Source organism: Agromyces sp. NPDC055661 (assembly GCF_053618135.1).
In genome coordinates, this window is sequence record NZ_JBSHHC010000001.1 from 1,511,194 (window position 1) to 1,535,154 (window position 23,961).

Genomic DNA, 23,961 nt, shown 5'->3' on the forward strand with positions numbered 1-23,961 from the left:
GACCGCGTGCCGCGCAGAAGTTCCTGCGGTTCGTCGGATTCGCACCCTGGGCACCACGACGGGCCGGGGTCGAGGCCCCGGCCCGTCATACGCGTGCGGCCGGCTACGCCTGCGCGTTCGCCGCCGCGAGCAGCTGCTCCACCTGCTCGCGCCCGAACGGCATGCCCGGGAACGACGCGAGGCGCCCGATCGGGAACGACGCCATCATCTTGAACATCGACGGGTCGGCCATGAGCGATCCGGCGGTGGAGTCGCCGCCGGCGGCGAGCGCCTGCTGGATGAGCTGCGCCGCCACGGGGTGCGCGAGCACTTCGCCCATCGACGACTCGAGGTTCAGCGGCACGCGTACGGCCGCACCCTCGACGTCGACCGACGCGGTCGAGCGGATGTCGCGGCTCGACGCCCCGACCTCGACCGCGTACGTACCGGGCTCGACGACCCATGCGCCGATGCGCGTGTCCCAGTACGCCAGGTCCTCGCGGCGCACGTGGACCACGACCTCGCGCGACTGGCCCGCCCCGAGGGCGACCTTCGCGAAGCCCTTGAGCTCGCGCAGCGCGCGGACCACGGCGGATCCGGGCAGCGAGGTGTAGACCTGCACGACCTCGGAGCCGGCGCGGTCGCCGGTGTTCGTCACGGTCACGCGCACGGTGAGGCCCGCGTCATCCGATTCGACCGTCGCGTCGCCGTAGGCGAACGTCGTGTACGAGAGCCCGTGCCCGAACGGGAAGGCGACCTCGAGCTCGCGCGCGTCGTACCAGCGGTAGCCCACGAACAGGCCCTCGCCGTAGCGCACGTGCGAGTGCTCGCCCGGGAAGTCGAGGTACGCGGGGCTGTCGGCGAGCCGCACCGGGATGGTCTCGGCGAGCCGACCCGACGGGTTCACGACGCCGTACAGCACGTCGGCGATCGCGCCGCCGCCGGCCTGTCCGAGCAGCCATCCCTCGACGATCGCGGGCGCGGTCGACGCCAGGTCGGTGAGGCGCACGACACCGCCGTTCGAGAGCACGACGACGGTGCGGGGGTTCGCCGCCACGACCGCCTCGGCGAGCGCGAGCTGCGCCGCCGGCAGCTCGATGTCGTCGCGGTCGAAGCCCTCCGATTCGAGCGCGGCGGGCACGCCGAGGAACAGCAGCACCGTCTCGGCCGCGGATGCCGCGGCGACGGCCTCGGCGACGAGCTCCTCGGAGACCACGCCGTCGTCGGCGTACCCGGCCGCGAACGGCACGTCGGCAGCGGCGAGCAGGCGAATCTCGTCGAGCGCGCTGTCGAGGCGCGTCGGGTTGATCTGCGAGGATCCGGCGCCCTGGTAGCGCGGCGTGCGTGCGAGCTCGCCGATGACGGCCACGGATGCCCCGGCCGCCAGCGGCAGCACGGCGTCGTCGTTCTTCAGCAGCACGATCGACGCGCCGCCGACCTCGCGGGCGAGAGCATGGTGCGCGTCGGCGTCGTACCCGCCGGTCCCTGAGCCGCTCGACCCGGTCCCTGAGCCCGTCGAAGGGCCGGCGCCGCGCACGGCCTTCTGCACGAGCTCGACGTTGCGCCGCGCCGCCTGGTCGAGCAGCCGCTCGTCGAGCACGCCAGACCGCACGGCGGCCACGAGCTCGGCGTCGGTGCGCCCGCCGCTCGCGGGCATCTCGAGGTCGAGGCCGGCGGCGAGCCCGGTGACGCGCTCGTTGACGGCACCCCAGTCCGAGACCACGAGGCCCTCGAAGCCCCACTCGTCGCGCAGCACCTTCGTGAGCAGCCACGGGTCCTCCGAGGTGTACACGCCGTTCAGGCGGTTGTACGAGCACATGACGGTCCACGGCTGCTCGTCCTCGACCACGCGCTGGAAGCCGCGCAGGTAGATCTCGCGCAGCGGGCGCTCGTCGATGTCGGCCGAGACGCGCATGCGATCGGCCTCCTGGTTGTTCGCCGCGAAGTGCTTGAGCGACGCGCCGACGCCCTGCGACTGCAGGCCGCGCACGAGCGCAGAGCCGAGGACGCCCGACACGAGCGGGTCCTCCGAGAGGTACTCGAAGTTGCGGCCGCACAGCGGCGAGCGCTTGATGTTGATGCCGGGGCCGAGCAGCACGCCGACGTTCTCCGCGCGGGCCTCCTCGCCGAGGGCGACGCCGACGCGCTCGAGCAGCTCGGGATCGAACGACGACCCGAGCGCGACGGCGGGCGGGAAGCACGTCGCGGGAACGCTGTCGCCGATGCCGAGGTGATCGGCGTCCTCGCGCTGCTTGCGCACGCCGTGCGGGCCGTCCGTGAGCATGATGGCGGGGATGCCCGCGCGCTCCAGGGGCTTGGTGGTCCAGAAGTCGGCGCCGCTCGTGAGCGACGCCTTCTCCTCGAGGGTGAGGTCGGCGACCACGTCCGCCGCGGTCCGGTCGGCGGCGGATGCCGCGGCATCCGTCGTGGGGTCGAGGGTGTCGGTCATGGTGCTCCTTCGATTGCGGGTGCGGGTGCGGGTTCGGTGACGGCGGCCGGTGCCGCCGACGGATGGGCCGGCGCGGAGTTCGCGCGCCGGAAGAGGGGCCTGCCGTAGTCCTTCGCGAGCAGGGTCGAGAACGCCCACCAGATGACGAGGGTCGCGCTCGCGCCGCCGATGACGCCGACGACGGCATCCGAGAACCAGTGCGCGTTGATGAGGGTGCGCTGCCAGACCATGCCGACCACGACGAGGGTGCCGACGAACCACCACACGACCCGCTTCGCGGGCGGGAGGATCGCGGCGACGGCGATGAGCAGGATGCCGCCGCTCACGGCGTGGCCCGACGGGAACGACCCATGGTCGACCGAGAACAGCGGGCCGAACAGGCCGTTTGCGAGGTCGTCGGCGGGTCGGGGACGATCGACGAGGTTCTTCGTGAGCTGCGAGACGACCATGGTGCCGGCGAGCTCGGCCGCGAGGAAGAACAGCGCCGAGCGCCAGCGCCGCACGATGAACAGCCACGCGGGGATGAGGAGCAGCGTCAGCACCGCTCCCGGCAGCTCGCCGAGGTACTGGAAGAACATGGGCACGACCCAGCTCACCTGGTCGAGCGCGCTCGCGCCCACGAGCCGGCGCCAGGCGTCGTCGAGCGGTTGCGTGAACGGCTGCTCGACGTCCTGGAAGACCGCGAGGCCGAAGGCGACGAAGACGGCCAGGCCGACGAGGCCGACGATGAGCAGGCCCCGCGGGCGGGGCGGGCGGGACGGCGTCGACGCGACGGGAACACGCGCGCTCGCGGCATCCGCCATCACTTCACCGCCTTGATCGGCCAGACCGCGAGCGCACCGAGCACCGAGAGGGCGATGCCGACCGGGAAGAGCGCGGCGTAGCCGCCGAACGCGAGCACGATCGCACCGCCGACGGCCGGGGCGAGGGTCTGCGGGAGGGTCGCGGCGATGTTCACGACGCCGAGGTCCTTCGCGTACGAGTCCTTCGACGGCAGCACCTCGCTCATGAGGGCCTGGTCGACCGACTGGAACATGCCGAAGCCGATGCCGGCGACGATCGTGTAGACGAGCCAGCCCTCGAAGGTCGGGCTCACGAGGGGCACGACGAGGGCGAGGCCGACGAGCACCGACGACGCGAAGACGAAGATCTTCCGGCGTCCGAGCTTGTCGGAGAGGGGCCCGCCGACGAGCATGGCGGCGATCATGCCGACGAGGCCGACGAGGCCGAACAGCGGGATCGACGCGACGGCGGCGTCGCCGAGCCCCACGTAGTCCTGGAGGATGAACAGCTGGTAGCCCGTGACCGCGAAGTAGCCCGTGTAGAGCAGCAGGCGGCCCGTGAAGGCCCAGAAGAAGTCGGGGTGCTTGACCGGGTTCACCCAGAACGTGGCGAGGAACACCCGGAGCGAGAACGGCGCGTTCTGCTGGTCGCGGCTCGAGTGGTCGGGGTTGAAGACGACGAAGAGCACGGTGACGACGAGGGCGAGGCCGGCGAGGCCGAGGTAGGCCGCGGGGATGCTCGACGCGAGCGCGGAGCCGGCGACCTGGCCGCCGAGCGCGCCGAGCATGGCGCCCATGCCGGCGAGCGCGGCGAAGGTGCCGCGGGCGGCGCGCAGAACGCGGTCGGGCAGGATGGCGCTGAGCGGGCCCTGCGCGAAGTTGTAGGCGACCTGCACGATGGTCCAGGCGATGGCGATCTGGGCGATGCCGTCCGCGAGCGCCATGCCGACGAGGGCGAGGCCGCCGATGAGCACGCCCGCGACCATCCACGGCGCGCGGCGGCCGAAGCGGGAGCGCGTGCGGTCGGAGATCATGCCGGCGACGGGCTGGGCGATCATCGCGGCGAACGCGCCGATGGTCGTCACGACGGCGAGGTTGGCGACCTTGTTCGCGGGGTCGATGCCGGTGATCTGCAACGGCAGCAGCACGCCGGGGATGGCGCCCCAGAGGATGAAGATGGCGAGGTTGGCGGGGATGATCCAGCCGAGCAGCCGCTTGACGGAGCCGCGGACGAGGGGGCGGGGTTCGTCGGTGCCGTCGGGCTCGACGAGTGATGCAGGCGCTGACGTCGTCGTCATGGTGGGGGTCCTTTCGAGGCCTCGTCGGTGAGGCGGTGCGCAAAACCATACATCGCTCGGTTTTCGTTTGCAACGGCGAGTCCGTAGCATGCAGGTATGGCACGCAGGGGTTCGTACGCGAAGGGCATCGCGAAGCGCGAGGAGATCCTCACCGCGGCGCTCGACGTGATCGCCCGCAACGGCTACCGCCGCACCTCGGTGCGCGAGCTCGCCGACGCGGTGGGCCTCAGCCAGGCCGGCCTGCTGCACTACTTCTCGTCGAAGGAGGAGCTCTTCCAGGAGATCCTCCGCAAGCGCGACGAGGTCGACGCCCAGGCGTTCGAGGGCCTGAACGAGACGCCGATGGAGGGGTTCTTCGCCGTCATCCGGCACAACTCCGAGGTCCCCGGGCTCGTCCAGCTCTACGCTCAGGTGTCGACCGAGGCGGGCGATCCCGACCACCCCGCCCACGAGTTCTTCGTCGAGCGCTACGAGCAGTTCCGCGCGATGTTCTCGCAGCTCCTGCGCGACGAGCAGGCCGCGGGACGCATCGACCCCGGAATCGACCCCGAGCGCCTCGCGAACCTGTTCCTCGCCGCCGCCGACGGCCTGCAGACCCAGTGGATGCTCGACCCGTCGATCGACATGGCCGAGCACGTCGCCTACCTCTGGCAGCTCGTCACGCGGGCCTGAGCGGATGCCGCGCCGCAGCCTCGACTCCGCCGACGTGCGACGGCACAACCTCGGGCTCGTCGCCACCACGCTCGCCCGGCTCGGACCGCGCTCGCGCAGCGAGCTCGCCGACGCGACCGGACTCACGCGCGGCGCGGTGACGAGCCTCGTCGGCGCGCTCGTGGACGCCGGGCTCGTGCGCGAGGCCGCCTCGGTCGCGGCAGAGGGCCGCGGTCGTCCGCGCACGCTGCTCGAGCTGACGGGCGACGACCTCGCGCTCGTCACGGCCGCGGTCGACGCCGATCACGCCACCGCGGTCGCCTCGACGCTGTCGTCGCAGCGCCTCGCCGATCACCGACGGCGGCACCGCCGGCCGATGGGCGATCCGGCACCCGTCGTCGACGCACTCGCCGCGGTGATCGCCGCCACGCTCGACGACCTCCGCGCGTCGGGCCGGCGGGCGGTCGCGCTCACGGTCATCGCGTACGCGCCGGTCGGCGGCGACCCGCCCGTCGTGCTCGCCGACACCGACCTCGCGTGGGGACGGGTCGACCTCGTCGGACTGCTGCGCGAGCGCCTGCCCGACCTCGACCCGACGCTGGCGGGCGGCATCCGCCTGGTGCCCGACGCGACGGTCGCGGCGCTCGCCGAGCACGCGGCCCAGGGCTCCCCCGCCGACCTGCTCTACCTGAAGAGCGACTCGGGCATCGGCGGCGCGCTCATCGCGGGTGGCGAGCTCGTGACGGGCGCGCACGGCATCGCGGGCGCACTCGGGCACCTGCCGATCGTCGCCGACGGCGTCGACTGCGAGTGCGGCCAGCGCGGATGCCTCGTCACGGTGGCCGGCCCCGACGTCGTGCTGGCCGCGGCCGGCCTCGACGCGTTCGCACGCACCGACGGCCTCGATGCCGCCCTCGACGAGCTCGTGCACCGCGTCCGCACGGCCGAGCCGGTGGCCGCCGCCGCATGGGGCGACGCCGCGACCTGGATCGCGCGTGCGATGCAGGTCCTCGCCATGGCGACGGATCCCGGGCGCATCGTCGTGGGCGGCTACTGGGCCGAGCTCGCCGACGACCTCGCCGCGCGCTTCGCGGCGAACCGCCCGCAGGTCGACGGCCGCGGGCTCGACGGCCCGGCCGTCGTGCCGAGCGCGTTCGGCACGGACGCGCCCATGGTGGGGGCCGAACGGGCCATGCGCATCGCGGTGCTCGAGGACCCGCTCGCGCTGACGGCGCCGACGGGCTCTTAGTTCACGACTTGAACTTTTTCGTGGGCGGGGTCACAATGATCCCGAACAACGCTCGGTATTCGGATGCCGCGCGTGCGAGCACGGCCCCCGCCGCATCGCACGATCGCCTCCGGTCCGGCCGAACGACCGCTCGACGAAGAGGAGTCCCGTTGTCCCTGTCCCCCGCCCCGGCCGGCGACCCCGCCGCAGCCATCGCCCCCACCGGCGCGATCAGCTCCAGCGGTCCGATCGCCGGCGAGCCGCCGCAGAGCCCGCCGCCCACGCGGTCGCTGCTGCCCTCGATCCTCGTCGCGTCGCTCGCGCTGTTCGCGACCTACGCCGGCCTCATCGCCGTGCTCCTCCCGAACCAGGTCGCCCTGCTCGACGAGGAGAACAAGGTCGGCAACCTCGCGATCGTGACCACGGTCTCGTTCGTGTTCACGCTCTTCGCGCAGCCGATCGTCGGCGCGTTCAGCGACCGCACCCGCTCGCGTCTCGGCCGACGCGCGCCGTGGATGCTCGGCGGCGCGATCATCGGCGGCGTCTTCCTCATGGGGCTGGGCTCGCTCGCCTCGCTCGTATGGATCACGGTGTTCTGGGTCGTCATCCAGGTCGCGCTGAACGCCCTCCAGGGCCCGCTGACGGCGATCACGCCCGACCGCTTCCCGCGCGAGCGCCGCGGTGCGGCCAGCGCGATGGCCGGCGTCGGCATGCAGGTCGGCTCGACCATCGGCATCATGGCCGCCGGCGCCCTCGCGGCGAGCGTCGGCATCGGCTACACGGCCTTCGGCGTCGCGGTCATCGTCGTCGCGATCGTGTTCGTGCTCGTCAACCGCGACTGGTCCTCGAAGGATGCGGGCATCGAGCCGTGGAGCTGGACGGCGTTCCTCGCCGGCTTCTGGATCGATCCGAGGCGCCACCCCGACTTCGCCTGGGCGTTCGTCGCCCGGTTCCTGTTCATCCTCGGCTACTTCGTCGTCACGGCGTTCCAGCTCTACATCCTCACCGACTACATCGGCCTCAGCCTCGACGAGGCGAACGGCGCCATCGGCACGCTCGCACTCGCGGCGGTCGTGCCCACGCTGCTGGCGATCGTGCTCGCGGGCTGGTGGAGCGACCGCGCCGGCCGCCGAAAGGTCTTCATCTACGCGGCATCCGCGGTCATGGTCGCGGCGCTGGCGGTGCCGCTCGTGATGCCGAACCTCACCGGCATGATCATCATGAGCGTCGTGAACGGCGTGGGCTTCGGCCTCTACATGGCCACCGACACCGCGCTGATGACCGAGGTGCTGCCCGGCGGCGGCGCGGCCGCGGGCAAGGACCTCGGCATCCTCAACGTCGCCACGAACATCCCGCAGGCGATGAGCCCGGCGATCGCGGGCCTCATCATCGCGTCGTTCGGCGGCTACCCGATGCTGTTCGTCTTCGGTATCGTCGCGGTGGTCGCCGCGGCGCTCGTCCTCATCCCCATCAAGAGCGTCCGTTAGGAGCATCACCGTGACCCAGACCAGCACCGAGACCCTCGTCGAGGTCGACACCCGGGCGGGCCGCGTCCGCGGCCGGTGGCGGGCGGCGTCCCCTGAGCCCGTCGAAGGGGCCGAGCCCGTCGAAGGTGTCGCGGGCCACCGCTCGGCGGCCTTCCTCGGCATCCCGTTCGCCGAGCCGCCGGTCGGCGAGCTCCGGTTCACGGCGCCGGTGCCGAAGGCGCCCTGGGACGGCGTGCTCGACGCCCTCGAGTTCGGCGCGACCGCGCAGCGCGGCGACCCCGGCGTGACGCTCATCCCCGAGCCGTCGGTGCCTGGCGAGTCGACGCTGAACGTCAACGTCTTCACGCCGTCCCCCACGGAGGCGGAGCCGGGCGAGGCGCTCCCGGTGCTGGTCTGGATCCACGGCGGCGGGTACTTCGCGGGGTCGCCCGCGAGCCCCTGGTACGACGGGCGCGCCTTCAACCGCGACGGGGTCGTCACCGTGACGATCTCCTACCGGCTCGGGTTCGACGGGTTCGGCTGGATCTCCGACGCGCCGATGAACCGCGGCGTGCTCGACTGGCTGCTCGCGCTCGAGTGGGTGCGCGACAACATCGCGGCGTTCGGCGGCGATCCCGGCCGGGTCACGATCGCCGGCCAGTCGGCCGGCGGCGGGGCGGTGCTCACGCTGCTCGGGATGCCGCGCGCCCAGGGGCTGTTCCACGGCGTCTACGCGATCTCGGGCGCCACCGCCGACGTCGCCGCCGATCGCGCCGAGCGCATCGGCCGCCGGGTCGCCGAGCTCGGCGGCGTGGAGCCGACCCGTGCCGGACTCTCGACCCTCGATCCCGACCGGATCATCGAGCTGCAGCAGCAGGCGACCCGGCCCGACGGCGACGACGCGTCGCAGCTCGGCGCGCTGCTCGAGGACGGGTTGACGCTGGGACCGGCCGTCGACGGCGACCTCATCCCGCGCCCGACGCGCGAATCCATCGCGGCCGGCGTCGGCGCAGGCATCCCGCTCGTGCTCGGCGCCACCGACGACGAGTTCACGATGGCGTTCACGCCGGCGAAGGACAAGCTGCGTTGGGTCCCCGCGAGCCTCGCACTCCGCCGCATGGGCATGTCGACGGCGACCCGGAAGGCGTGGCTCGCCGCGAACCGCGACGTGCGGTCGCGGGGCACCGCGTTCGTGCTCGGACGCTACGTCACCGACCGGGTCTTCCGCACGACCATTCCGCAGGTCGCGAGCCTGCGCGCGGATGCCCCGACCTGGGTGTACCGCTTCGCGTGGCGGTCGCCGGAGTTCGCGGCATCCGTGCACTGCCTCGACGTGCCGTTCTTCTTCGACTGCCTCGAGTCGGACCGCGTGGAGCCGCTCGCCGGGCCGAATCCGCCGCAGGCGCTCGCCGACTCCGTGCACGCGGCCGCCGTCGCGTTCGTCACGCGAGGGAACCCGGGGTGGGCGCGGTGGACCGATTCGGCACGGGTCATCCGCCGCTGGGACGACCCCGACATCGTCGACGCACGCGACGGCTACGCGGAGGTCGCGGCACTGCTCGACGCCTGACCCCCTGAACGGGGTACGTGACCGGCGATGATGCGCGGTTGCATGCTTGCGACATGACGAACGTCGGCGAGACATCCGTTCCCACGTCGACCGGCCCGCTGGGCGTCCATCGGGAGCACTCCACCCTCGTCCTCGAACACCTCGTGGCCCACGGCAGCGCCACGCGCAGCGAGCTCGCCCACGCGACGGGCCTCGGGCGCGGGGCGATCGCCGGACTCACGGCCCGGCTCATCGAAGCGGGCATCGTGCGACCGGTGGAGCACGATCCCACGGGCGACGGGCGGTCGACCCCGCTCTCGCTCGCCGCAGGCGACCACGTGGTCGTCACGAGCGTGCTCCGCGTCGACGAGGCGGTGGCGACGGTCGCCAGCCTGTCGGGCGACGAGCTCGCCCGGTTCGACGTCGCGATCCACGTGATCGACGACGTCGCGGATCCCGTCGAGGCGGACGCGCCGCCGGCGCCGTCGGCCTCAGCGCTCGCCCTCGACGCGAACGGCATCGCCCTGGCGCGAGCCCTCGGCTGGGCCGAGCGCGCGGAGCGCCCGATCGCGGACGTCACCGTGCTCGTCGACGGGGCGGTCGCGGGCACGCCGCCCGTGGTCGTGAACGACGGCACGCTCGGCCCCGAGCCGGTCGACGTGCTCGGCGAGCTGCGCGGCCGTGTCCCGGGCCTCGCGCCGCTCGAGCCGTCGCTCCTCCTGCCGCTCACGCTGCAGTCGGCCGCCGTCGCGGCCGCGGTGGCCGAGCACGCCGAGCTGCCCGGCGTCGACGACGTGCTCTACGTCTCGGGCGACACGGGCGTGACGGCGGCCGTCGTCGCGGGCGGCGTCCCGATGCTCGGCGCCCACGGGCTCGCCGCGACGTTCGGGCACCTGCCCGTGCTGCAGGACGGCGTCCGCTGCGAATGCGGCCAGCGGGGATGCCTCGTCACGGTCGCGTCGGCCGACGTCGTGCTCGAGCGGGCCGGACTCGACCACCTCGCGGCGACGCATGGGCACACGGCGGCGCTCGAGGAGCTCGTGACGCGCATCGCCGCCGCCGAGGACCGGGCGCGCTGGTCGTGGCTCGACGCCGCGCACTGGATCGGCCGCGCGCTGCAGCTCGTGGCTCCGACCGTGGACCCCGCCGTCGTCGTGGTCGGCGGCTACTGGGGCCGGCTCATCGCCGACATCGACACCGCGTACCGCTCGAACCGCCCTGCGATCGGCGGCGGCGCGCTCGAGGCGATCCCCCTCATCTCGGCGGCGCGCGTCGGACCCGATGCCGCGCTCGTGGGTGCGCGCTGGCAGGCCCGTGAGCGGCTGCTCGCCGAGCCGCTCCTGCTGGCCGGCTGAATCGCCGCGAACGCGTCAGGTGCGCGAGCGCCCGGCCGACCCGCTGTTGCTCGCCGGCAGCGGCCGCCGCCCGAAGAGCGACTTGAGGCCCCACCCGGTGACGCGCAGCGTCGCCTCGATCACGATCGCCGGGCTCATCTTCGATCGGCCGAGCTTGCGCTCGACGAACGTCACGGGCACCTCGACGACCGTGAGGCCCGCCTCGCGGGCGTGCCAGAGCATGTCGACCTGGAACCCGTAGCCGCGCGTGTGCACGTCCTCGAGCCGGATGCGGCGGAGCGCGTCGGCGCGGAACGCCCGGAACCCGGCCGTGGCGTCGCGCGTGTCGAGCCGCAGCACCGTCCGCGCGTAGGCGCTCCCCCACCGCGACAGCAGCTCACGGCGACGCGGCCAGTTCTCGATGGAACCGCCGGGGATCCAGCGCGAGCCGATGACGAGGTCGGCGCCGCCCGCGGCATCCGTCGGCTCGAGCGCCGCGAGCAGGCGCGGCAGCTGCTCGGGCAGGTGCGACCCGTCGGCGTCGAGCTGCACGATCGGGTCGAATCCGCGCTCGAGTGCCCATCGGAACGCCTCGAGGTAGGCGGCGCCCAGGCCGTCCTTCGCGCTCCGGTGCAGCACGTGCACGGCGACGTCGGCGGCGGCGAGCTCGTCGGCGAGCTCGCCCGTGCCGTCGGGCGAGCTGTCGTCGACCACGAGCACGGATGCCTCGGGCACGGCCGCGCGCACGCGGGCGATCGTGTCGGCGAGGCTCTCGCGCTCGTTGTAGGTCGGGATCACGACGAGTGTGCCGGCCATTCGCTCCCTCACCTCGGCGGGCGTTCCGCGCTATCGTAGCCGCCCGCGGCATCCGCTCGCTGACCGCCCGGCGCCGGTGGGCCCGGCCGGTGGTCGCCGCCGGGCCCGCGCGGTACCATCGGCACGTCGGGGGAAGTCGCCGACGAGCCCGAGGGGGGCCTCATGAACCGGATGCTCCGTGCTGCCGTCGCGGCAGCGGCCACCGTCCTCGTTGCGGGGGCGCTCGGCGGGTGCGCGTTCCTCGCCCCGCCCAAGACCTTCAGCGATACGGCGACCGTCGAGGACGCGATCGCGACCATCCAGATCTCCGACAACCAGGGCAGCGTCACCGTACGCGGCGTCGAGGGGGCGACCGAGACGACGGTGGCGCGCAAGGTCTCGTACCGCGGCGAGCGCCCCGAGGGCGAGACCCACTCGGTGCAGGGCGACACGCTCGAGCTGCGCGGCTGCGGCCCCCGGTGCTCGGTCGAATACACGATCGACGTGCCCGCCGGCGCCGACGTGCGCGGGCAGACCTCGAACGGGGCGATCAAGCTTCGCGACGTGGGCCAGGTCGAGGTGGGCACCAGCAACGGCCGCATCGAGCTCGAGGACGTCCAGGGGACCATCGACGTCGAGACCTCGAACGGGCGCATCGAGGGCGACGACCTGAACGGCGACGGCATCCGGGCCGAGTCGTCGAACGGCGCCATCGACCTGGAGCTCGGCACCGCGCAGGACGTGGAGGCGCGCACCTCGAACGGCGCGATCGAGCTCACCGTCCCGGCCGACAGCTATCGGATCGCGACGGAGACCTCGAACGGGAGCACAGACCTCCAGGTCGCGAACGATCCCGACGGCCGGTTCACGCTCGACCTCCGGACCTCGAACGGGTCGATCACGGTGCGGGAGGACTGAGCCCGGGACAGGGGCTCAGGCACCCCGCAGCTCGTCGAGCGCCGCCTCGAGCTGGTCGACCGCCCAGTCGAGGTCGGCCGGCTCCACCACGATGGGCGGCGCGAGCCGGATCGTCGAGCCGTGCGTGTCCTTCGCGAGCACGCCGCGGCGCATGAGCGCCTCGCACGCCTGCCGTCCGGTCGCGAGCTCGGGGTCGATGTCGATGCCCGCCCAGAGCCCAGCACCGCGCAGCGCGACCACGCCGTGCCCGACGAGGCGCTCGAGGCGCGCGTGCAGGTGGGCGCCGAGCTCCCGGGCGCGTGCCTGCGGCTCCCCCGTCGCGAGCATGCGGACGACCTCGAGGCCGACCGCCGCGGCGAGCGGGTTGCCGCCGAAGGTCGAGCCGTGCTGTCCCGGTCGGAGCACGCCGAGCACGTCGGCGTCGCCGACCACGGCCGAGACGGGCACGATGCCGCCGCCGAGCGCCTTGCCGAGCAGGTACAGGTCGGGCACGACGCCCACGAGGTCGCACGCGAACGTGGCCCCGACGCGCCCGAGGCCCGACTGGATCTCGTCGGCGATGAGCAGCACGTTCCGCTCGGTCGTGATGCGGCGCACCTCGGGGAGGAAGTCGGCGGGCGGGACGATGATGCCCGACTCGCCCTGGATCGGCTCGACGAGCACGGCGACGGTGCTCTCGTCGATCGCCGCCGCGATCGCGGCCGCGTCGCCGTAGGGCACCATCCGGAAGCCCGGCGTGTACGGCCCGAAGTCGTCGTGCGCGTCGGGGTCGTCGCTGAAGGAGACGATGGTGGTGGTGCGGCCGTGGAAGTTCCCGGTCATCACGATGATGTTCGCGGCATCCGGCGCCACGCCCTTCACGCGGTAGCCCCACGCGCGGGCGACCTTGATCGCCGACTCGACCGCCTCGGCGCCCGTGTTCATGGGCAGGACCAGGTCCTTGCCGCAGAGCGCTGCGAGCTCGGTGACGAACGGCCCGAGCCGGTCGTTGTGGAACGCGCGGCTCGTCAGCGTGATGCGGTCGAGCTGCTCGCGCGCCGCGGCGACGAGCCGCGGGTTGCCGTGCCCGAAGTTCACCGCCGAGTAGGCGGCGAGGCAGTCGAGGTACCGGCGGCCCTCGACGTCGGTGACCCACGCGCCCTCGCCCGAGGCGACGACGACCGCGAGGGGATGGTAGTTGTGGGCCGCGTGCTGGTCTTCCAGGGCGATCGCGTCGGCGGTCCCCGAAGGGGTCCCCGAGCCCGTCGAAGGGGTCCCCGAGCTCGTCGAAGGGCGGTCGAATGCGGTGGTCATCGGCGCAGCTCCAGGGTGCAGCACTTCACGCCGCCCCCGCCGAGCAGCAGCTCGGAGAGGTCGACGCCGATCGGGTTGTAGCCGTGCTCGCGCAGCTGCCGCTCGAAGTCGGTGGCGCGCGAGGCGATCACGACGTTGCAGCCGTCGCTGAACGAGTTGAGGCCGAGCACCGCGGCATCCGTCTCGTTCACGATGATGGCGTCGGGGTACCGCTCCTGCAGCAGGGCGAGGGATGCCCCGTCGAACGCGCTCGGCAGGTAGGCGATGTGCTCGCGGCCGGGCGTGCCGTCGAGCACGGCGACCGCGGTGTCGAGGTGGTAGAAGCTCGGGTCGACGAGGCGGAGGGTGACCACCTCGCGGCCGAAGATGCGCTCGAGCTCACCGTGCGACTGCGAGTCGCTGCGGAAGCCCGTGCCCGCGAGGATGACGTCGCCCACGAGGAGGAAGTCGCCCTCGCCCTCGTTCACCTCCTCGGGCGCGCGCACGTCGAAACCCTGCTCGCGGAACCACCGCATGTACGCGGGTCCCTCGGGCTGGCGCTCGGGGTGCGTGAACTTCGCACCGTAGGCGATGCCGTCGATCACGAACCCGCCGTTGGCGGCGTAGACCATGTCGGGCAGCCCCGCGATCGGGTCGATGAGGTGCACGTCGTAGCCGAGCTCGAGGTACGTGTCGTGGAGCACCTGCCACTGCGCGAGCGCGACGTCCGTGTCGGTCGGCTCGGCCGGGTTCATCCACGGATTGATCCGGTAGACGACGGTGAAGTGCTCGGGGCGGCACATCAGCACGCTGCGCCCGGTGGGGCGCCGCTCGGGCCGCGTGGCCGCCTGTTCCTCGGTCTCGATCACGCTCGACATCTCACTCCTCAGGGCTCTGCGGATGTCACGGCGCACCGTTGCGGGGCGACATCGGCACTGTTCGCAATGTCGGCGGACCAGGTCGCTCTTGCGAGCCCCGACGACGATGTTCGGGTTGCACCGCCGTCGGGACGCCACTCTCAGTGTGACGCCGAAGTCGCCGAAGTTCCGGGCGTCGCGCGCAATGTTCCTGCCCGTTCCGACTTGATTCGCCGCTTTCGTGCGTATGCCGCACGACGGATGCCGCGGGGCCCGCGTGAGAGCGGTTGCTCACGCGCCCGGAGTGGTGCATCCTGTTGGGCGACCCGGCTCCCTTCGGCCGGACGGACCGATGGAGGCCGCACTTGGACGATCCCGCCCACGACGATCGGCTGCGGCATCTCCAGCGGATCGCGTACGGCGCCGTCGCGAGCAGCGGGGAGCGGGCAGCCGCGCTGGCCGAGCTCGACGCGCTGCGGCAGGCCGCGGCGGCCGCAGCAGCGGCGGACGAGCGGGACGGCGCAGCATCCGAGGCGCCCGAGCCGGCCCCGGTGCGGGAGAAGACGCCGACCGGCTCGACGCGTGCCGTGTCCGAGTGGATCGCGGCGTCCGACGCGGCATCCGTGCGCCGGTTCCGCTGGGCGGTCGCGGCGGGCACGGCAGCCCTGCTCGTCGGCATCGCGGTCGGCTGGCAGCTCGGCACTCGCACGGCGCCATCCGAGCCCGCAGCCGTCGGCGAGCCCGTCGGAGCGGCAGCATCGATCGGCACGGGCACGCCCGACGGGTCCACGCTGTCGGTGATCGAGACGCCCGCGTACCGGGTGTTCGACCGGGCCGCGGAGCCCGCGGACACGCCTCCCCCGACTGGGGAGGAGGGCTGGGCCGATGGCTGGCTCGACACGTCGACCCTGCGGCTGCTCGCGACCACCGCCGACGGTGTCGGCGTCTACGGCGCGAAGCCGGTGCCGGGCGGATCGTCCGGCGGCGGTCCGGACGACCTGTGCCTCGTGATCGTGCGCGAGAGCGGTGCGGGCGGGACCTGCACGCAGCAGGGCGTCTTCCGCGACGGAGTGCTCTGGACGGAGATGGGCATCCCCGGCCACCGCCCGGTGCGCGCCGAATGGCACGCCGACGGCGCCGTGCTGGTGACCGTGCCGGCCGACTGAGCGGTCACGACGAACCCCCTTGCCGCCGCGCGGCGCGCGAGGCATCCTGATCGCATGGCCGGTCCCCTCACCGGTCGGGACGACCGGAGCGGCACCAGAGGGCCGAGGCCGCCGGGGTGGGCGATCGCCGTGTTGGCGACCGCGCTGCTGCTCGGGGCGCTCGTGGGCTGGACGACGTCCCAGTCGACACCGTCGCGCGGTGAGGCCGCGGTCGTGCCGATCGCCGAGACGGCCGTGCTGAGCCCGTACGACGCAGCGCCGACTTCGGCGGACGCGCCACGCGACGCCTACCCCCGCGACCCCGTCGCGCCGACGGACTACCGACTGCTCCGCACGCGCCCCGACGGCGTGGCGCTCTACATCGCGCGGCTGCGCGGCGGCTCCGCCGTCTGTGCCGTCATCTCCCGGCCCGGGCGGTTCACCACCTCGAGCTGCACGCACGACGGACTGTTCCCCGTCGGTGGGCTCGAGGTCGAGGCATCCGTGCCAGGCAGCGGCCTCGTCCGCGGGATCATCCGGCCCGACGGCAGCGCCGAGCTGACACCGCGGTGACGCCGCCGACCGCCCGGGTCAGCCGTTCTTCGCGTCGCGCCACGCGAGCCACTCGGGCACCGCGGACAGGTCGTAGCCGGGGCCCGAGACGCCGAGCGTGAACAGGCGCACGCCGGCATCGTAGAGCGCATCGGCGTAGTCGAGGTCGACGTGGCGGCGGGTGAGCTCGTTCGACACCGTGATCTCGGAGACGTCGCGGCCGACCTCGTCGCCCCAGCGCTTCAGCACGTCGAGCTTGCGGCCGAGCTCGTCGGGCGAGACGAACGAGTGCCAGATGTCGGCGTGCCGCGCGACGATCTTCAGCGTCTTCTGCTCGCCCTTGCCGCCGATCATCACCGGGATCTTGCGGGTCGGCGCCGGGTTCAGCTTCGCCCACCGGGCCTCGACCCGGGGCAGCGCGTTCGCGAGCGCGTTCAGGCGGGTGCCCGGCGTGCCGAACTCGTAGCCGTACTCGTCGTAGTCGCGTTCGAACCAGCCCGACCCGGTGCCGAAGATGAACCGGCCGACGCCGTCCTTCGCCGAGATGTGGTCGAGCGTGCGGGCCATGTCGGCCTGCAGGTCGGCATTGCGGTACGAGTTGCAGCTCACGAGCGTGCCGAACTCGACGCGCTCGGTCTGCTCGGCCCAGGCGCCGAGCATGGTCCACGCCTCGAAGTGCAGGCCCTCGCGGTCGCCCGAGAGCGGGAAGAAGTGGTCCCAGTTGAAGACGATGTCGACGCCGAGGTCTTCGAGGCGCAGGACGGTGTCGCGGATGGCCGGGTAGTGGGCGTGCTGCGGCTGCACCTGGATTCCGAGGCGCACGCGGGAGTCGACGGGCATGCCATCCAGCCTAGGCGCGTTCCGGAAAGCGGCTGCCGGGGTTGCCATCGAACGCAATGCAGGAAGAACCGATCGACACGCCGCCCGAGCGGTGGGCGTCACCGGCATGTCGTCCGATTCTTCCTGCACACGGATGCCCCGAGCACACGGATGCCCCGAGCTCACGGATGCCGCTGGCAGACGGATGCCGCTGGCAGACGGATGCCGCGAGCACACGGATGCCGCTGGCAGACGGATGCCGCGAGCACACGGATGCCGCGGGCCCACGTCGGCCCGCGGCATCCGTTCACCGCTTCCCCAGGCCCTACTCCTTCAGGTCGAGCATCGGCGTCGGACGCCGGAACCCGCGCGTCACGATCGCGAGGAGCAGCACGCCGATCGCGAGCCACGACAGGCCCACGATGAAGGTCTCGACCGAGAGGCTCGTCCACAGCCACACAGTGAGCGCGAAGCCGATGAGCGGGAGCACGAGGTTGCGCAGCACCTGGACGCCGGCGCGCTCCCTGCGGTCGATGTAGTAGTGCTTGATGACCGAGAGGTTCACGACCGAGAACGCGACCAGGGCGCCGAAGCTGATCATGCCGGCGAGCAGGCCGAGGTCGATCCAGACCGCGAGCAGCGACACCGCCGACACGCAGAGCACGGCGACGACCGGGGTCTTGAACCGCGCCGAGAGGCGGCCGAAGACCCGCGTGGGCAGCACGCCGTCGCGGCCCATCGCGTAGATGATGCGCGACACCGACGCCTGCGACGTGAGCGCGGAGCCGGCCGCGCCGGCCACGTACGCCGCCGTGAAGAACACCGCGAGGAACTCGCCGCCCGCGGTCTGCATCACGTCGAGCGCGGCGGAGTCCACGTCGGTGAAGGCGTTCGACGGGAACACCAGCTGCGCGAGGTACGACAGCCCGATGAAGATCACGCCCGCCGCGACGGTGGTGATCATGATCGCGCGCGGCACGGAGCGGATCGGCTCCTTCGCCTCCTCGGCGAGCGTCGACACCGAGTCGAAGCCGAGGAACGAGAGGCACAGCACAGCCGCGCCCGCGAAGAGCACGCCCGGCCCCTCGACCGTCCCGTCGCCGATGAACGGCGCGAGCGGGTCGACCTGCTGACCGGACAGCGAGGCGAGTCCGAACACGACGAACGCGCCGATGAACACGGCCTGCACGGCGATGATCACGACGTTCGCCCGCGCGACCGAGACGATGCCGATGACGTTCAGCACGGTGACGATCACGATCGACGCGAGGATGAACACCCACGCCGGCACCGCCGGGAAGGCCGCCTCGAGGTAGATGCCGATCACGAGGTAGTTGATCATCGGCAGGAACAGGTAGTCGAGCATGAGCGACCAGCCCGCGAGGAAGCCGACTGCGCCGCCGAAGCTGCGCTGCGTGTAGACGTAGGCCGAGCCGGCGTAGGGGTACGCGACCGACATGCGGGCGTACGAGCGCGCCGTGAACAGCATGGCGACGAGCGTGATGACGTACGAGACGGCCACGCGGCCGCCGGTCATCTCGGTGACGATGCCGTAGGTGGTGAACACCGTGAGCGGCACCATGTAGACGAGGCCGAAGAGCACCAGCGAAGGGACGCCGAGTACTCGCTTCAGCTTGGGCGCGGCATCCGTTTCGACGTCGGTGGCGGGGATCGCGGCCTGGGACATGGGTGGTGACCTTTCAGGGGGTCGGGAGGCGTTCGCCTCGGTATCGGGGGATCCCCGCGAGCCAGGTCGCGCGCACGGGGAGGTCGGGGAGATCTGCGGGATCGAGCTCCCGCGGGTCGGCCGCGAGGTGCACGAGGTCGGCGGCGGCGCCGGGCTCGATGCGGCCCCACGGGGCATCCGTCGCGTCGGCGAACGCCTGGTGCGCGACGGCGGTGCTGTACGCGTCGAGAGCGAGCGCCACGGGCAGGATCTCCTGCGGCGTCCACCCGCCGGCCGGGTCGCCCTCGGGCGTTCGGCGGCTCACGGCCACGGCGATGCCCTCGCGCGGGTCACCCGACGAGACCGGCCAGTCCGAGCCGAACGCGAGACGGGCACCGGATGCCTCGATCGAGCGCATGCGGTACTGCCTGTCGGCGCGCTCCGAACCGAGCCGCGGCACCGTCAGCACGGTCATGAGCGCGTCGAGCTGCGCCCACAGCGGCTGCATGTTCGGGATGACCCCGAGGCGTGCGAACCGGTCGAGGTCGGCGTCGTCGACGAGCTGCGCGTGCGCGATGACCGGACGACGGTCGCGCGGCCCGTTCGCGGCGACGGCGTGCTCGATCGCGTCGAGCGCCTGCCGCACCGCGGCGTCGCCGATCGCGTGGATGTGCACCTGGAAGCCGGCCGCGTCGACGGCGCGCACGGCCTCGGCGAGGTCCTCGGCGCCCCAGACCGACATCCCGTGCTTGTGCAGCGCCGAGCAGTACGGCTCGAGCAGGGCGCCCGTCTCGTTCTCGACGACGCCGTCGGCGAAGAACTTCACGGTGTTCGCAGTGAGCAGGGGCGACGCGGCATCCGTCACCCGGCGTCGCGACTCGACGAACGCGGGCAGCTGGGTCGCGAAGCGGCGCGGGTCGGCGTACAGGGCGAGGTTGAAGCGGATGCCCAGCCGGTCGCGCGCCGCGGCCTCGAGGTAGGTGTCGAGCTCGGCCGGCTCGACCCAGGCGTCCTGCACCCAGGTCACGCCACGAGCGAGGTAGTAGTCGGCGGCGCGCTCGAGCGCCCGAAGACGCTCCTCGAGGGGACGCGCCGACGCCACGTCGGTGACGAGCTCGACGGCTCCCCACTCGCGCAGCGTGCCGAGCGGCGAGCCGTCGTCGCGACGCGGGATCTCGCCGAGCACGGGCTCGGGGGTGTCGGCATCGATGCCGGCGAGCTCGAGCGCCCGCGAGTTGCACCACACCGTGTGGTAGTCCCAGGCGCGCAGCACGACCGGACGGTCGGGCACGGCCTCGTCGAGCCAGCGCGCGTCGAAGAGGCCGCCCTCGGCGAGGCTGCCGTCGTACGAGGCGCCCTGGATCCACGCGACCTCGGGGTGGGCCTCGGCGTAGCGCCGCACCTCGTCGACCACCGCCGGGATGGAGGTGCACGAGCGCACGTCGGGCCCCTCGGCCTCCAGTCCGCCGAACAGCGGGTGCGCGTGCCCGTCGCCGAAGGCCGGCATGAGGAAGCCGCCGTCGAGGTCGACCTGCTCGACGTGCTCACCCGCGGACTCCGCCTCGGCGGCGAGGCGACGGGCGACGACGTCGAGCGCCTCGACGACGCCCTCGTGCACGAACACCGCGCCGGCCGTCGGTTCGTCGGCTCCGCGCCAGATCGTGCCGCCGTGGAAGAGGGTCGAGGTCACTGCACCGGGTCCTTCGTGTTCATACGAACAGTGTTCGTATTCGAGTGAAGGTGACTGTACACTCTCGCCTCAAGCGAGGGAAGACCGAGGATGGAAATCGTGACACGTGTCAACCGCGACCAGCTCGTCACCACGGCGCTCGAGCTCATCGACGAGGAGGGCGGCGAGGCGCTCTCGATGCGCGCGCTCGCGAAGCGCGTCGACCGCCAGGTCTCCTCGCTCTACAACCACGTCGCGAGTCGGGGCGACCTCATCGAGGCCGTGCGCGCCCGCATCGTCGAGGAGATCGACACGAGGGCCTTCGCAGCCGAGCCGTGGGATGCCGCGCTCGAGGCCTGGGCCCGGTCGTACCTCGCCGCGTTCGCGGCGCATCCGAACGTCATCCTGCTGCTCGCGACGACCCCGATCCGCGACGTGTCCACGCTCGGCATGTACGACCGCGTCATCGCCTCGCTCGTCGAGGCCGGCTGGCCGGTCGGCGACGCCGTCGCCGTCATGCGCACGGTCGAGGCGCACGTGCTCGGCTCGGCGATCGACATCGTGGCGCCCGGCGACCTGCTCGAGCAGGGCTCGGTGCCGTCGGAGCACGCGGCGTTCCGGGCGGCGCTCGACCCGTCGCTCGGCGACGCGTTCGGCGCCCGCCGCGCGTTCGAGATCGGACTCTCGGCGTTGCTCGCCGGGCTGCGGGTGCGCCACGCCGCCGGCGCGGGTCTCCACGCCTGACCAGGGTCGATATCGGTCGGCAGCCGCTTTCCGACGCGCCACGCAGGAATCCGGCGTCAACCCCTGGGTGAGCGCAACGAATCGGCGTACACTCCGAAGCATGGACAACCTCGACCGCGCCATCCTCGACCTGCTCCGACAGAACGCGCGAGCGGGGTACGGCGACATCGGGTCGTCCGTGGGCCTCTCGGCGTCGGCCGTGAAGCGTCGCGTCGACCGCCTCGTCGCCGACGGCGTCATCCGCTCGTTCACCATCCAGGTCGACCCGACCGTCGACGGCATGAGCACCGAGGCGTACGTCGAGCTGTTCTGCCGCGGCACTGTCGCGCCCGACGAGCTGCAGCGCATCCTGCAGGGCGTGCCCGAGGTCGTGTACGCCGGCACGGTCACCGGGAGCGCCGACGCGATCGTGCACATGCGGGCCCGCGACATCACCTCGCTCGAGGATGCGCTCGAACGCGTGCGCATCGCCCCCAACGTCGACCACACCCGCAGCGCGATCGTGCTCTCGCGACTCGTGAACCGCAACCGGGACTGACGATGGCGGATGCCGCGGGCGGTACGGCCTCGTTCACGATCCGCCACGACGACGACGTGCCGCCGTTCGAGCAGCTGCGTCGCCAGGTCGTCGACGGCGTGGCATCCGGAGCCCTCGCCCCCGGCACGCGGATGCCGACCGTGCGCGCCCTCGCGGCCGAGCTCGACCTCGCCGTGAACACCGTCGCGAAGGCCTACCGCGCCCTCGAGGCCGACCACGTCATCGAGACCCGCGGACGTGCCGGCACGTTCATCGCCGCGACCGGCGACCCGACCACGCAGGAGGCGCAGCTCGCCGCGCTCGCCTACGCCGACCGGGTGCACCACCTCGGCGTCGACCGGGCGACGGCCCTGGCCCTCGTCGCGTCAGCGCTCGACGCCCCACGCTGACATCGCCTGTTTCGTCGCCCAGCGTTCGCGGTCAGCGCATGCGTGCGCAACTCCGGATCGCGCGTGAGACACGCTGCGCGCGGATGCCCGACACGCCAGGAGCACGTGGAGTGTTCCGGAGTTGTGCACGGCGCGCGAGAGCGGGCCGCCGCGGCATCCGCTCAGCTCGCCTCGGGGATCGGCTCCTTCGGGAGCCTGCGCACCTTGGCGCGGCGGCGGCGCCGCTCGGGGATCATCGAACGCATCTCCTCGAGCTTGCCGAAGCAGAGCAGGCGGTCCTCGGACTCGAGCACGACGCCCTTGCGCGGGTTCGGGATGACCGTCGTGCCGCGGTGCAGCGTGAGCACCGTGATGTCGCGGTCCCACAGCCCCGACTCGCCGAGCGTCTTGCCGACGAGGTCGGCCGCGCCGTGCACGAGCAGCTCGGCCACGCCGTACCCGGTCGAGACAGTGAGCCGCTGGCGCACGTCGATCTCGGGGAACGCGACCTGGTTCGCGATGTAGTCGATGATCGCGCCGGCCACGTCGAGCTTGGTCGCCGTCTCGATGCCCTGGAGGCCGGGCGACGAGTTCACCTCCATGACGAGCGGGCCGTCGTTGCCCTCGAGCATGTCGACGCCGGCGACCTTGAGGCCCATGATCTGCGCCGAGCGCACGGCGGCCTGCTCGTAGTCGGGCGTGAGCTCCACGGGCTCGACGGTGCCGCCGCGGTGCACGTTCGAGCGGAACTCGTCGCCGCTCGCGACGCGGCGCATGGCCGCGACGACTCGGTCGCCGATGACGAGCGCACGGATGTCACGGCCGCGGCTCTCCTTCACGAAGCGCTGGATGAGGACGTTCTGCTTCGTCGAGTGCAGTGTCTCGATGATCGCCTCGGCGATCTTCACCTCGGGCGCGAGGATCACGCCGATGCCCTGCGTGCCCTCGAGCAGCTTGATGACGACGGGCGCCCCGCCGACGAGCTCGATCGCCGGGCGCACGTCGGCGCGGTTGCGCACGAACGCCGTGGCGGGCATGCCGATGTTGTGGCGGCTCAGGATCTGGTTCGCGCGGAGCTTGTCGCGGGCGTTCGTGATGCCGTTCGCGGTGTTCGGCGTGTAGACGTCCATCTGCTCGAACTGGCGCACCACGGCGGTGCCGAAGTACGTGATCGAGTTGCCGATGCGCGGCAGGATCGCGTCGTAGTCGGACAGCGGACGGCCGCGGTACTGCAGGTCGGGCTCGGGGCCCGTGAGGTCGATCGCGAAGCGCAGCGTGTTGAGGACCTTCACCTCATGCCCTCGTTGCTGCGCCGCCGCCCGGAGTCGCTGCGTGGAGTACGCCTGCGGGGCGCGCGAGAGGATCGCCAGTTTCATCCTTGAGTCCCTGCGAAGATGTTCGGGTGACAGAGCCCCCCTATTCAACCACCATCGTCGGATGGCGCGAATGGGTGACCCTGCCCGGTGCGGGAGTCCCATGGATCAAGGCGAAGATCGACACGGGAGCGCGCACGTCGTCGCTCCACGCGTTCGACGTCGAGGAGTTCCGCGCCGACGACGGCACCGATTCGGTGCGGTTCGGCGTGCGCCCTTGGCAGGACAGCGACGAGGACGCGGTCGTCGTCGAGATCCCCGTGCACGACCGCCGCACGGTGCGCAGCTCCTCGGGCCACTCCGAGGAGCGCATCGTCGTGCTCATGGACGTGACGCTGCACGGACGCACGCGGACCGTCGAGATGACGCTCAGCAACCGCGACGAGATGGGCTTCCGCATGCTCATCGGCCGTGAGGCGCTGCGCGACGGGTTCCTCGTCGCTGCCGGCGAGTCGTTCCTCGGCGGACGCGCCCCTCGACGCGTCCGCCGCCAGAACCGCGGTCGCTGA

The 23,961-nt window shown here is 72.5% G+C and carries 22 protein-coding genes; 12 read left to right on the top strand and 10 right to left on the bottom strand.

What is annotated here, in order from left to right:
• Positions 1–103: 103 nt before the first annotated feature.
• The 3 genes from ACWGO8_RS06860 to ACWGO8_RS06870 are packed head-to-tail and all read right to left on the bottom strand — an operon-like array spanning position 104 to position 4,508.
• Positions 104–2,428, bottom strand: a complete 2,325-nt coding sequence (locus ACWGO8_RS06860; protein WP_452042343.1) for a glycoside hydrolase family 3 C-terminal domain-containing protein — start codon at positions 2,426–2,428, stop codon at positions 104–106.
• On the bottom strand, positions 2,425–3,231 hold the full coding sequence (locus ACWGO8_RS06865; protein WP_452042344.1) for a phosphatase PAP2 family protein: 807 nt from the start codon (positions 3,229–3,231) through the stop codon (positions 2,425–2,427). Before ACWGO8_RS06865 ends, ACWGO8_RS06860 begins: the two co-directional genes overlap by 4 nt.
• Positions 3,231–4,508: an MFS transporter gene (locus ACWGO8_RS06870; protein ID WP_452042345.1), complete on the bottom strand. Its 1,278-nt coding sequence runs from the start codon at positions 4,506–4,508 to the stop codon at positions 3,231–3,233. Before ACWGO8_RS06870 ends, ACWGO8_RS06865 begins: the two co-directional genes overlap by 1 nt.
• A gap of 96 nt (positions 4,509–4,604) precedes the next feature.
• Here ACWGO8_RS06870 and ACWGO8_RS06875 point away from each other — a divergent pair, with 96 nt between their 5' ends.
• From ACWGO8_RS06875 to ACWGO8_RS06895, 5 genes are all read left to right on the top strand, one after another.
• On the top strand, positions 4,605–5,180 hold the full coding sequence (locus ACWGO8_RS06875; RefSeq protein WP_452042346.1) for a TetR/AcrR family transcriptional regulator: 576 nt from the start codon (positions 4,605–4,607) through the stop codon (positions 5,178–5,180).
• A gap of 4 nt (positions 5,181–5,184) precedes the next feature.
• Positions 5,185–6,408 carry an ROK family protein gene (locus ACWGO8_RS06880; RefSeq protein WP_452042347.1) on the top strand — a complete coding sequence of 408 codons (1,224 nt, stop codon included), beginning with the start codon at positions 5,185–5,187 and terminating at the stop codon, positions 6,406–6,408.
• Between the two features lie 149 nt (positions 6,409–6,557).
• Positions 6,558–7,874 carry an MFS transporter gene (locus ACWGO8_RS06885; RefSeq protein ID WP_452042348.1) on the top strand — a complete coding sequence of 439 codons (1,317 nt, stop codon included), beginning with the start codon at positions 6,558–6,560 and terminating at the stop codon, positions 7,872–7,874.
• Between the two features lie 10 nt (positions 7,875–7,884).
• Positions 7,885–9,423 (top strand): carboxylesterase/lipase family protein, encoded by a 1,539-nt coding sequence (locus ACWGO8_RS06890; RefSeq protein WP_452042349.1) that lies wholly within the window; start codon positions 7,885–7,887, stop codon positions 9,421–9,423.
• 53 nt (positions 9,424–9,476) lie between these two features.
• Positions 9,477–10,757 (top strand): ROK family protein, encoded by a 1,281-nt coding sequence (locus ACWGO8_RS06895; protein ID WP_452042350.1) that lies wholly within the window; start codon positions 9,477–9,479, stop codon positions 10,755–10,757.
• 15 nt (positions 10,758–10,772) lie between these two features.
• On the opposite strand, the gene ACWGO8_RS06900 is transcribed toward ACWGO8_RS06895, so the two are convergent.
• Complete coding sequence (locus ACWGO8_RS06900) at positions 10,773–11,552, bottom strand: polyprenol monophosphomannose synthase (protein ID WP_452042351.1); 780 nt, start codon at positions 11,550–11,552, stop codon at positions 10,773–10,775.
• Between the two features lie 162 nt (positions 11,553–11,714).
• On the opposite strand from ACWGO8_RS06900, the gene ACWGO8_RS06905 reads away from it, so the two are divergent.
• Positions 11,715–12,449: a DUF4097 family beta strand repeat-containing protein gene (locus ACWGO8_RS06905; protein WP_452042352.1), complete on the top strand. Its 735-nt coding sequence runs from the start codon at positions 11,715–11,717 to the stop codon at positions 12,447–12,449.
• Positions 12,450–12,464: 15 nt separating this feature from the next.
• On the opposite strand, the gene rocD is transcribed toward ACWGO8_RS06905, so the two are convergent.
• Positions 12,465–13,742 carry an ornithine--oxo-acid transaminase gene (gene rocD / locus ACWGO8_RS06910; RefSeq protein WP_452042353.1) on the bottom strand — a complete coding sequence of 426 codons (1,278 nt, stop codon included), beginning with the start codon at positions 13,740–13,742 and terminating at the stop codon, positions 12,465–12,467.
• Positions 13,739–14,599, bottom strand: a complete 861-nt coding sequence (ddaH, locus tag ACWGO8_RS06915) for a dimethylargininase (protein ID WP_452042354.1) — start codon at positions 14,597–14,599, stop codon at positions 13,739–13,741. Before ddaH ends, rocD begins: the two co-directional genes overlap by 4 nt.
• Positions 14,600–14,943: 344 nt before the next feature.
• Between ddaH and ACWGO8_RS06920 the strand changes: the two genes are divergently transcribed.
• Together ACWGO8_RS06920 and ACWGO8_RS06925 are read left to right on the top strand one after the other, a co-directional pair.
• Positions 14,944–15,744 carry a hypothetical protein gene (locus ACWGO8_RS06920; RefSeq protein WP_452042355.1) on the top strand — a complete coding sequence of 267 codons (801 nt, stop codon included), beginning with the start codon at positions 14,944–14,946 and terminating at the stop codon, positions 15,742–15,744.
• Positions 15,745–15,798: 54 nt separating this feature from the next.
• Entirely contained in the window at positions 15,799–16,296 is a 498-nt protein-coding gene (locus ACWGO8_RS06925; RefSeq protein ID WP_452042356.1) for a hypothetical protein, read from the top strand.
• A gap of 18 nt (positions 16,297–16,314) precedes the next feature.
• Here ACWGO8_RS06925 and ACWGO8_RS06930 read toward each other — a convergent pair whose 3' ends face one another.
• The 3 genes from ACWGO8_RS06930 to ACWGO8_RS06940 all read right to left on the bottom strand — a co-directional run bounded on the left by ACWGO8_RS06930 (position 16,315) and on the right by ACWGO8_RS06940 (position 20,450).
• Entirely contained in the window at positions 16,315–17,115 is an 801-nt protein-coding gene (locus ACWGO8_RS06930) for an LLM class F420-dependent oxidoreductase (protein ID WP_452042357.1), read from the bottom strand.
• Positions 17,116–17,419: 304 nt separating this feature from the next.
• The gene (locus ACWGO8_RS06935) at positions 17,420–18,781 is read right to left on the bottom strand and encodes an APC family permease (RefSeq protein ID WP_452042358.1); all 1,362 of its coding nucleotides are present in this window, start codon (positions 18,779–18,781) and stop codon (positions 17,420–17,422) included.
• 13 nt (positions 18,782–18,794) lie between these two features.
• Positions 18,795–20,450 (bottom strand): amidohydrolase, encoded by a 1,656-nt coding sequence (locus ACWGO8_RS06940; RefSeq protein ID WP_452042359.1) that lies wholly within the window; start codon positions 20,448–20,450, stop codon positions 18,795–18,797.
• 90 nt (positions 20,451–20,540) lie between these two features.
• Here ACWGO8_RS06940 and ACWGO8_RS06945 point away from each other — a divergent pair, with 90 nt between their 5' ends.
• The 3 genes from ACWGO8_RS06945 (at position 20,541) to ACWGO8_RS06955 (ending at position 22,100) form a co-directional block, all read left to right on the top strand.
• Positions 20,541–21,173, top strand: coding sequence for a TetR/AcrR family transcriptional regulator (locus tag ACWGO8_RS06945; protein WP_452042360.1), 633 nt, complete (start codon positions 20,541–20,543; stop codon positions 21,171–21,173).
• A gap of 100 nt (positions 21,174–21,273) precedes the next feature.
• Positions 21,274–21,711, top strand: coding sequence for an Lrp/AsnC family transcriptional regulator (locus ACWGO8_RS06950; protein WP_148732865.1), 438 nt, complete (start codon positions 21,274–21,276; stop codon positions 21,709–21,711).
• Between the two features lie 2 nt (positions 21,712–21,713).
• Positions 21,714–22,100, top strand: a complete 387-nt coding sequence (locus ACWGO8_RS06955; protein WP_452042361.1) for a GntR family transcriptional regulator — start codon at positions 21,714–21,716, stop codon at positions 22,098–22,100.
• 161 nt (positions 22,101–22,261) lie between these two features.
• On the opposite strand, the gene ACWGO8_RS06960 is transcribed toward ACWGO8_RS06955, so the two are convergent.
• Complete coding sequence (locus ACWGO8_RS06960; protein ID WP_452042362.1) at positions 22,262–23,455, bottom strand: RimK family alpha-L-glutamate ligase; 1,194 nt, start codon at positions 23,453–23,455, stop codon at positions 22,262–22,264.
• A 26-nt stretch (positions 23,456–23,481) separates the two neighbouring features.
• Here ACWGO8_RS06960 and ACWGO8_RS06965 point away from each other — a divergent pair, with 26 nt between their 5' ends.
• Entirely contained in the window at positions 23,482–23,961 is a 480-nt protein-coding gene (locus ACWGO8_RS06965) for an ATP-dependent zinc protease family protein (RefSeq protein WP_452042363.1), read from the top strand.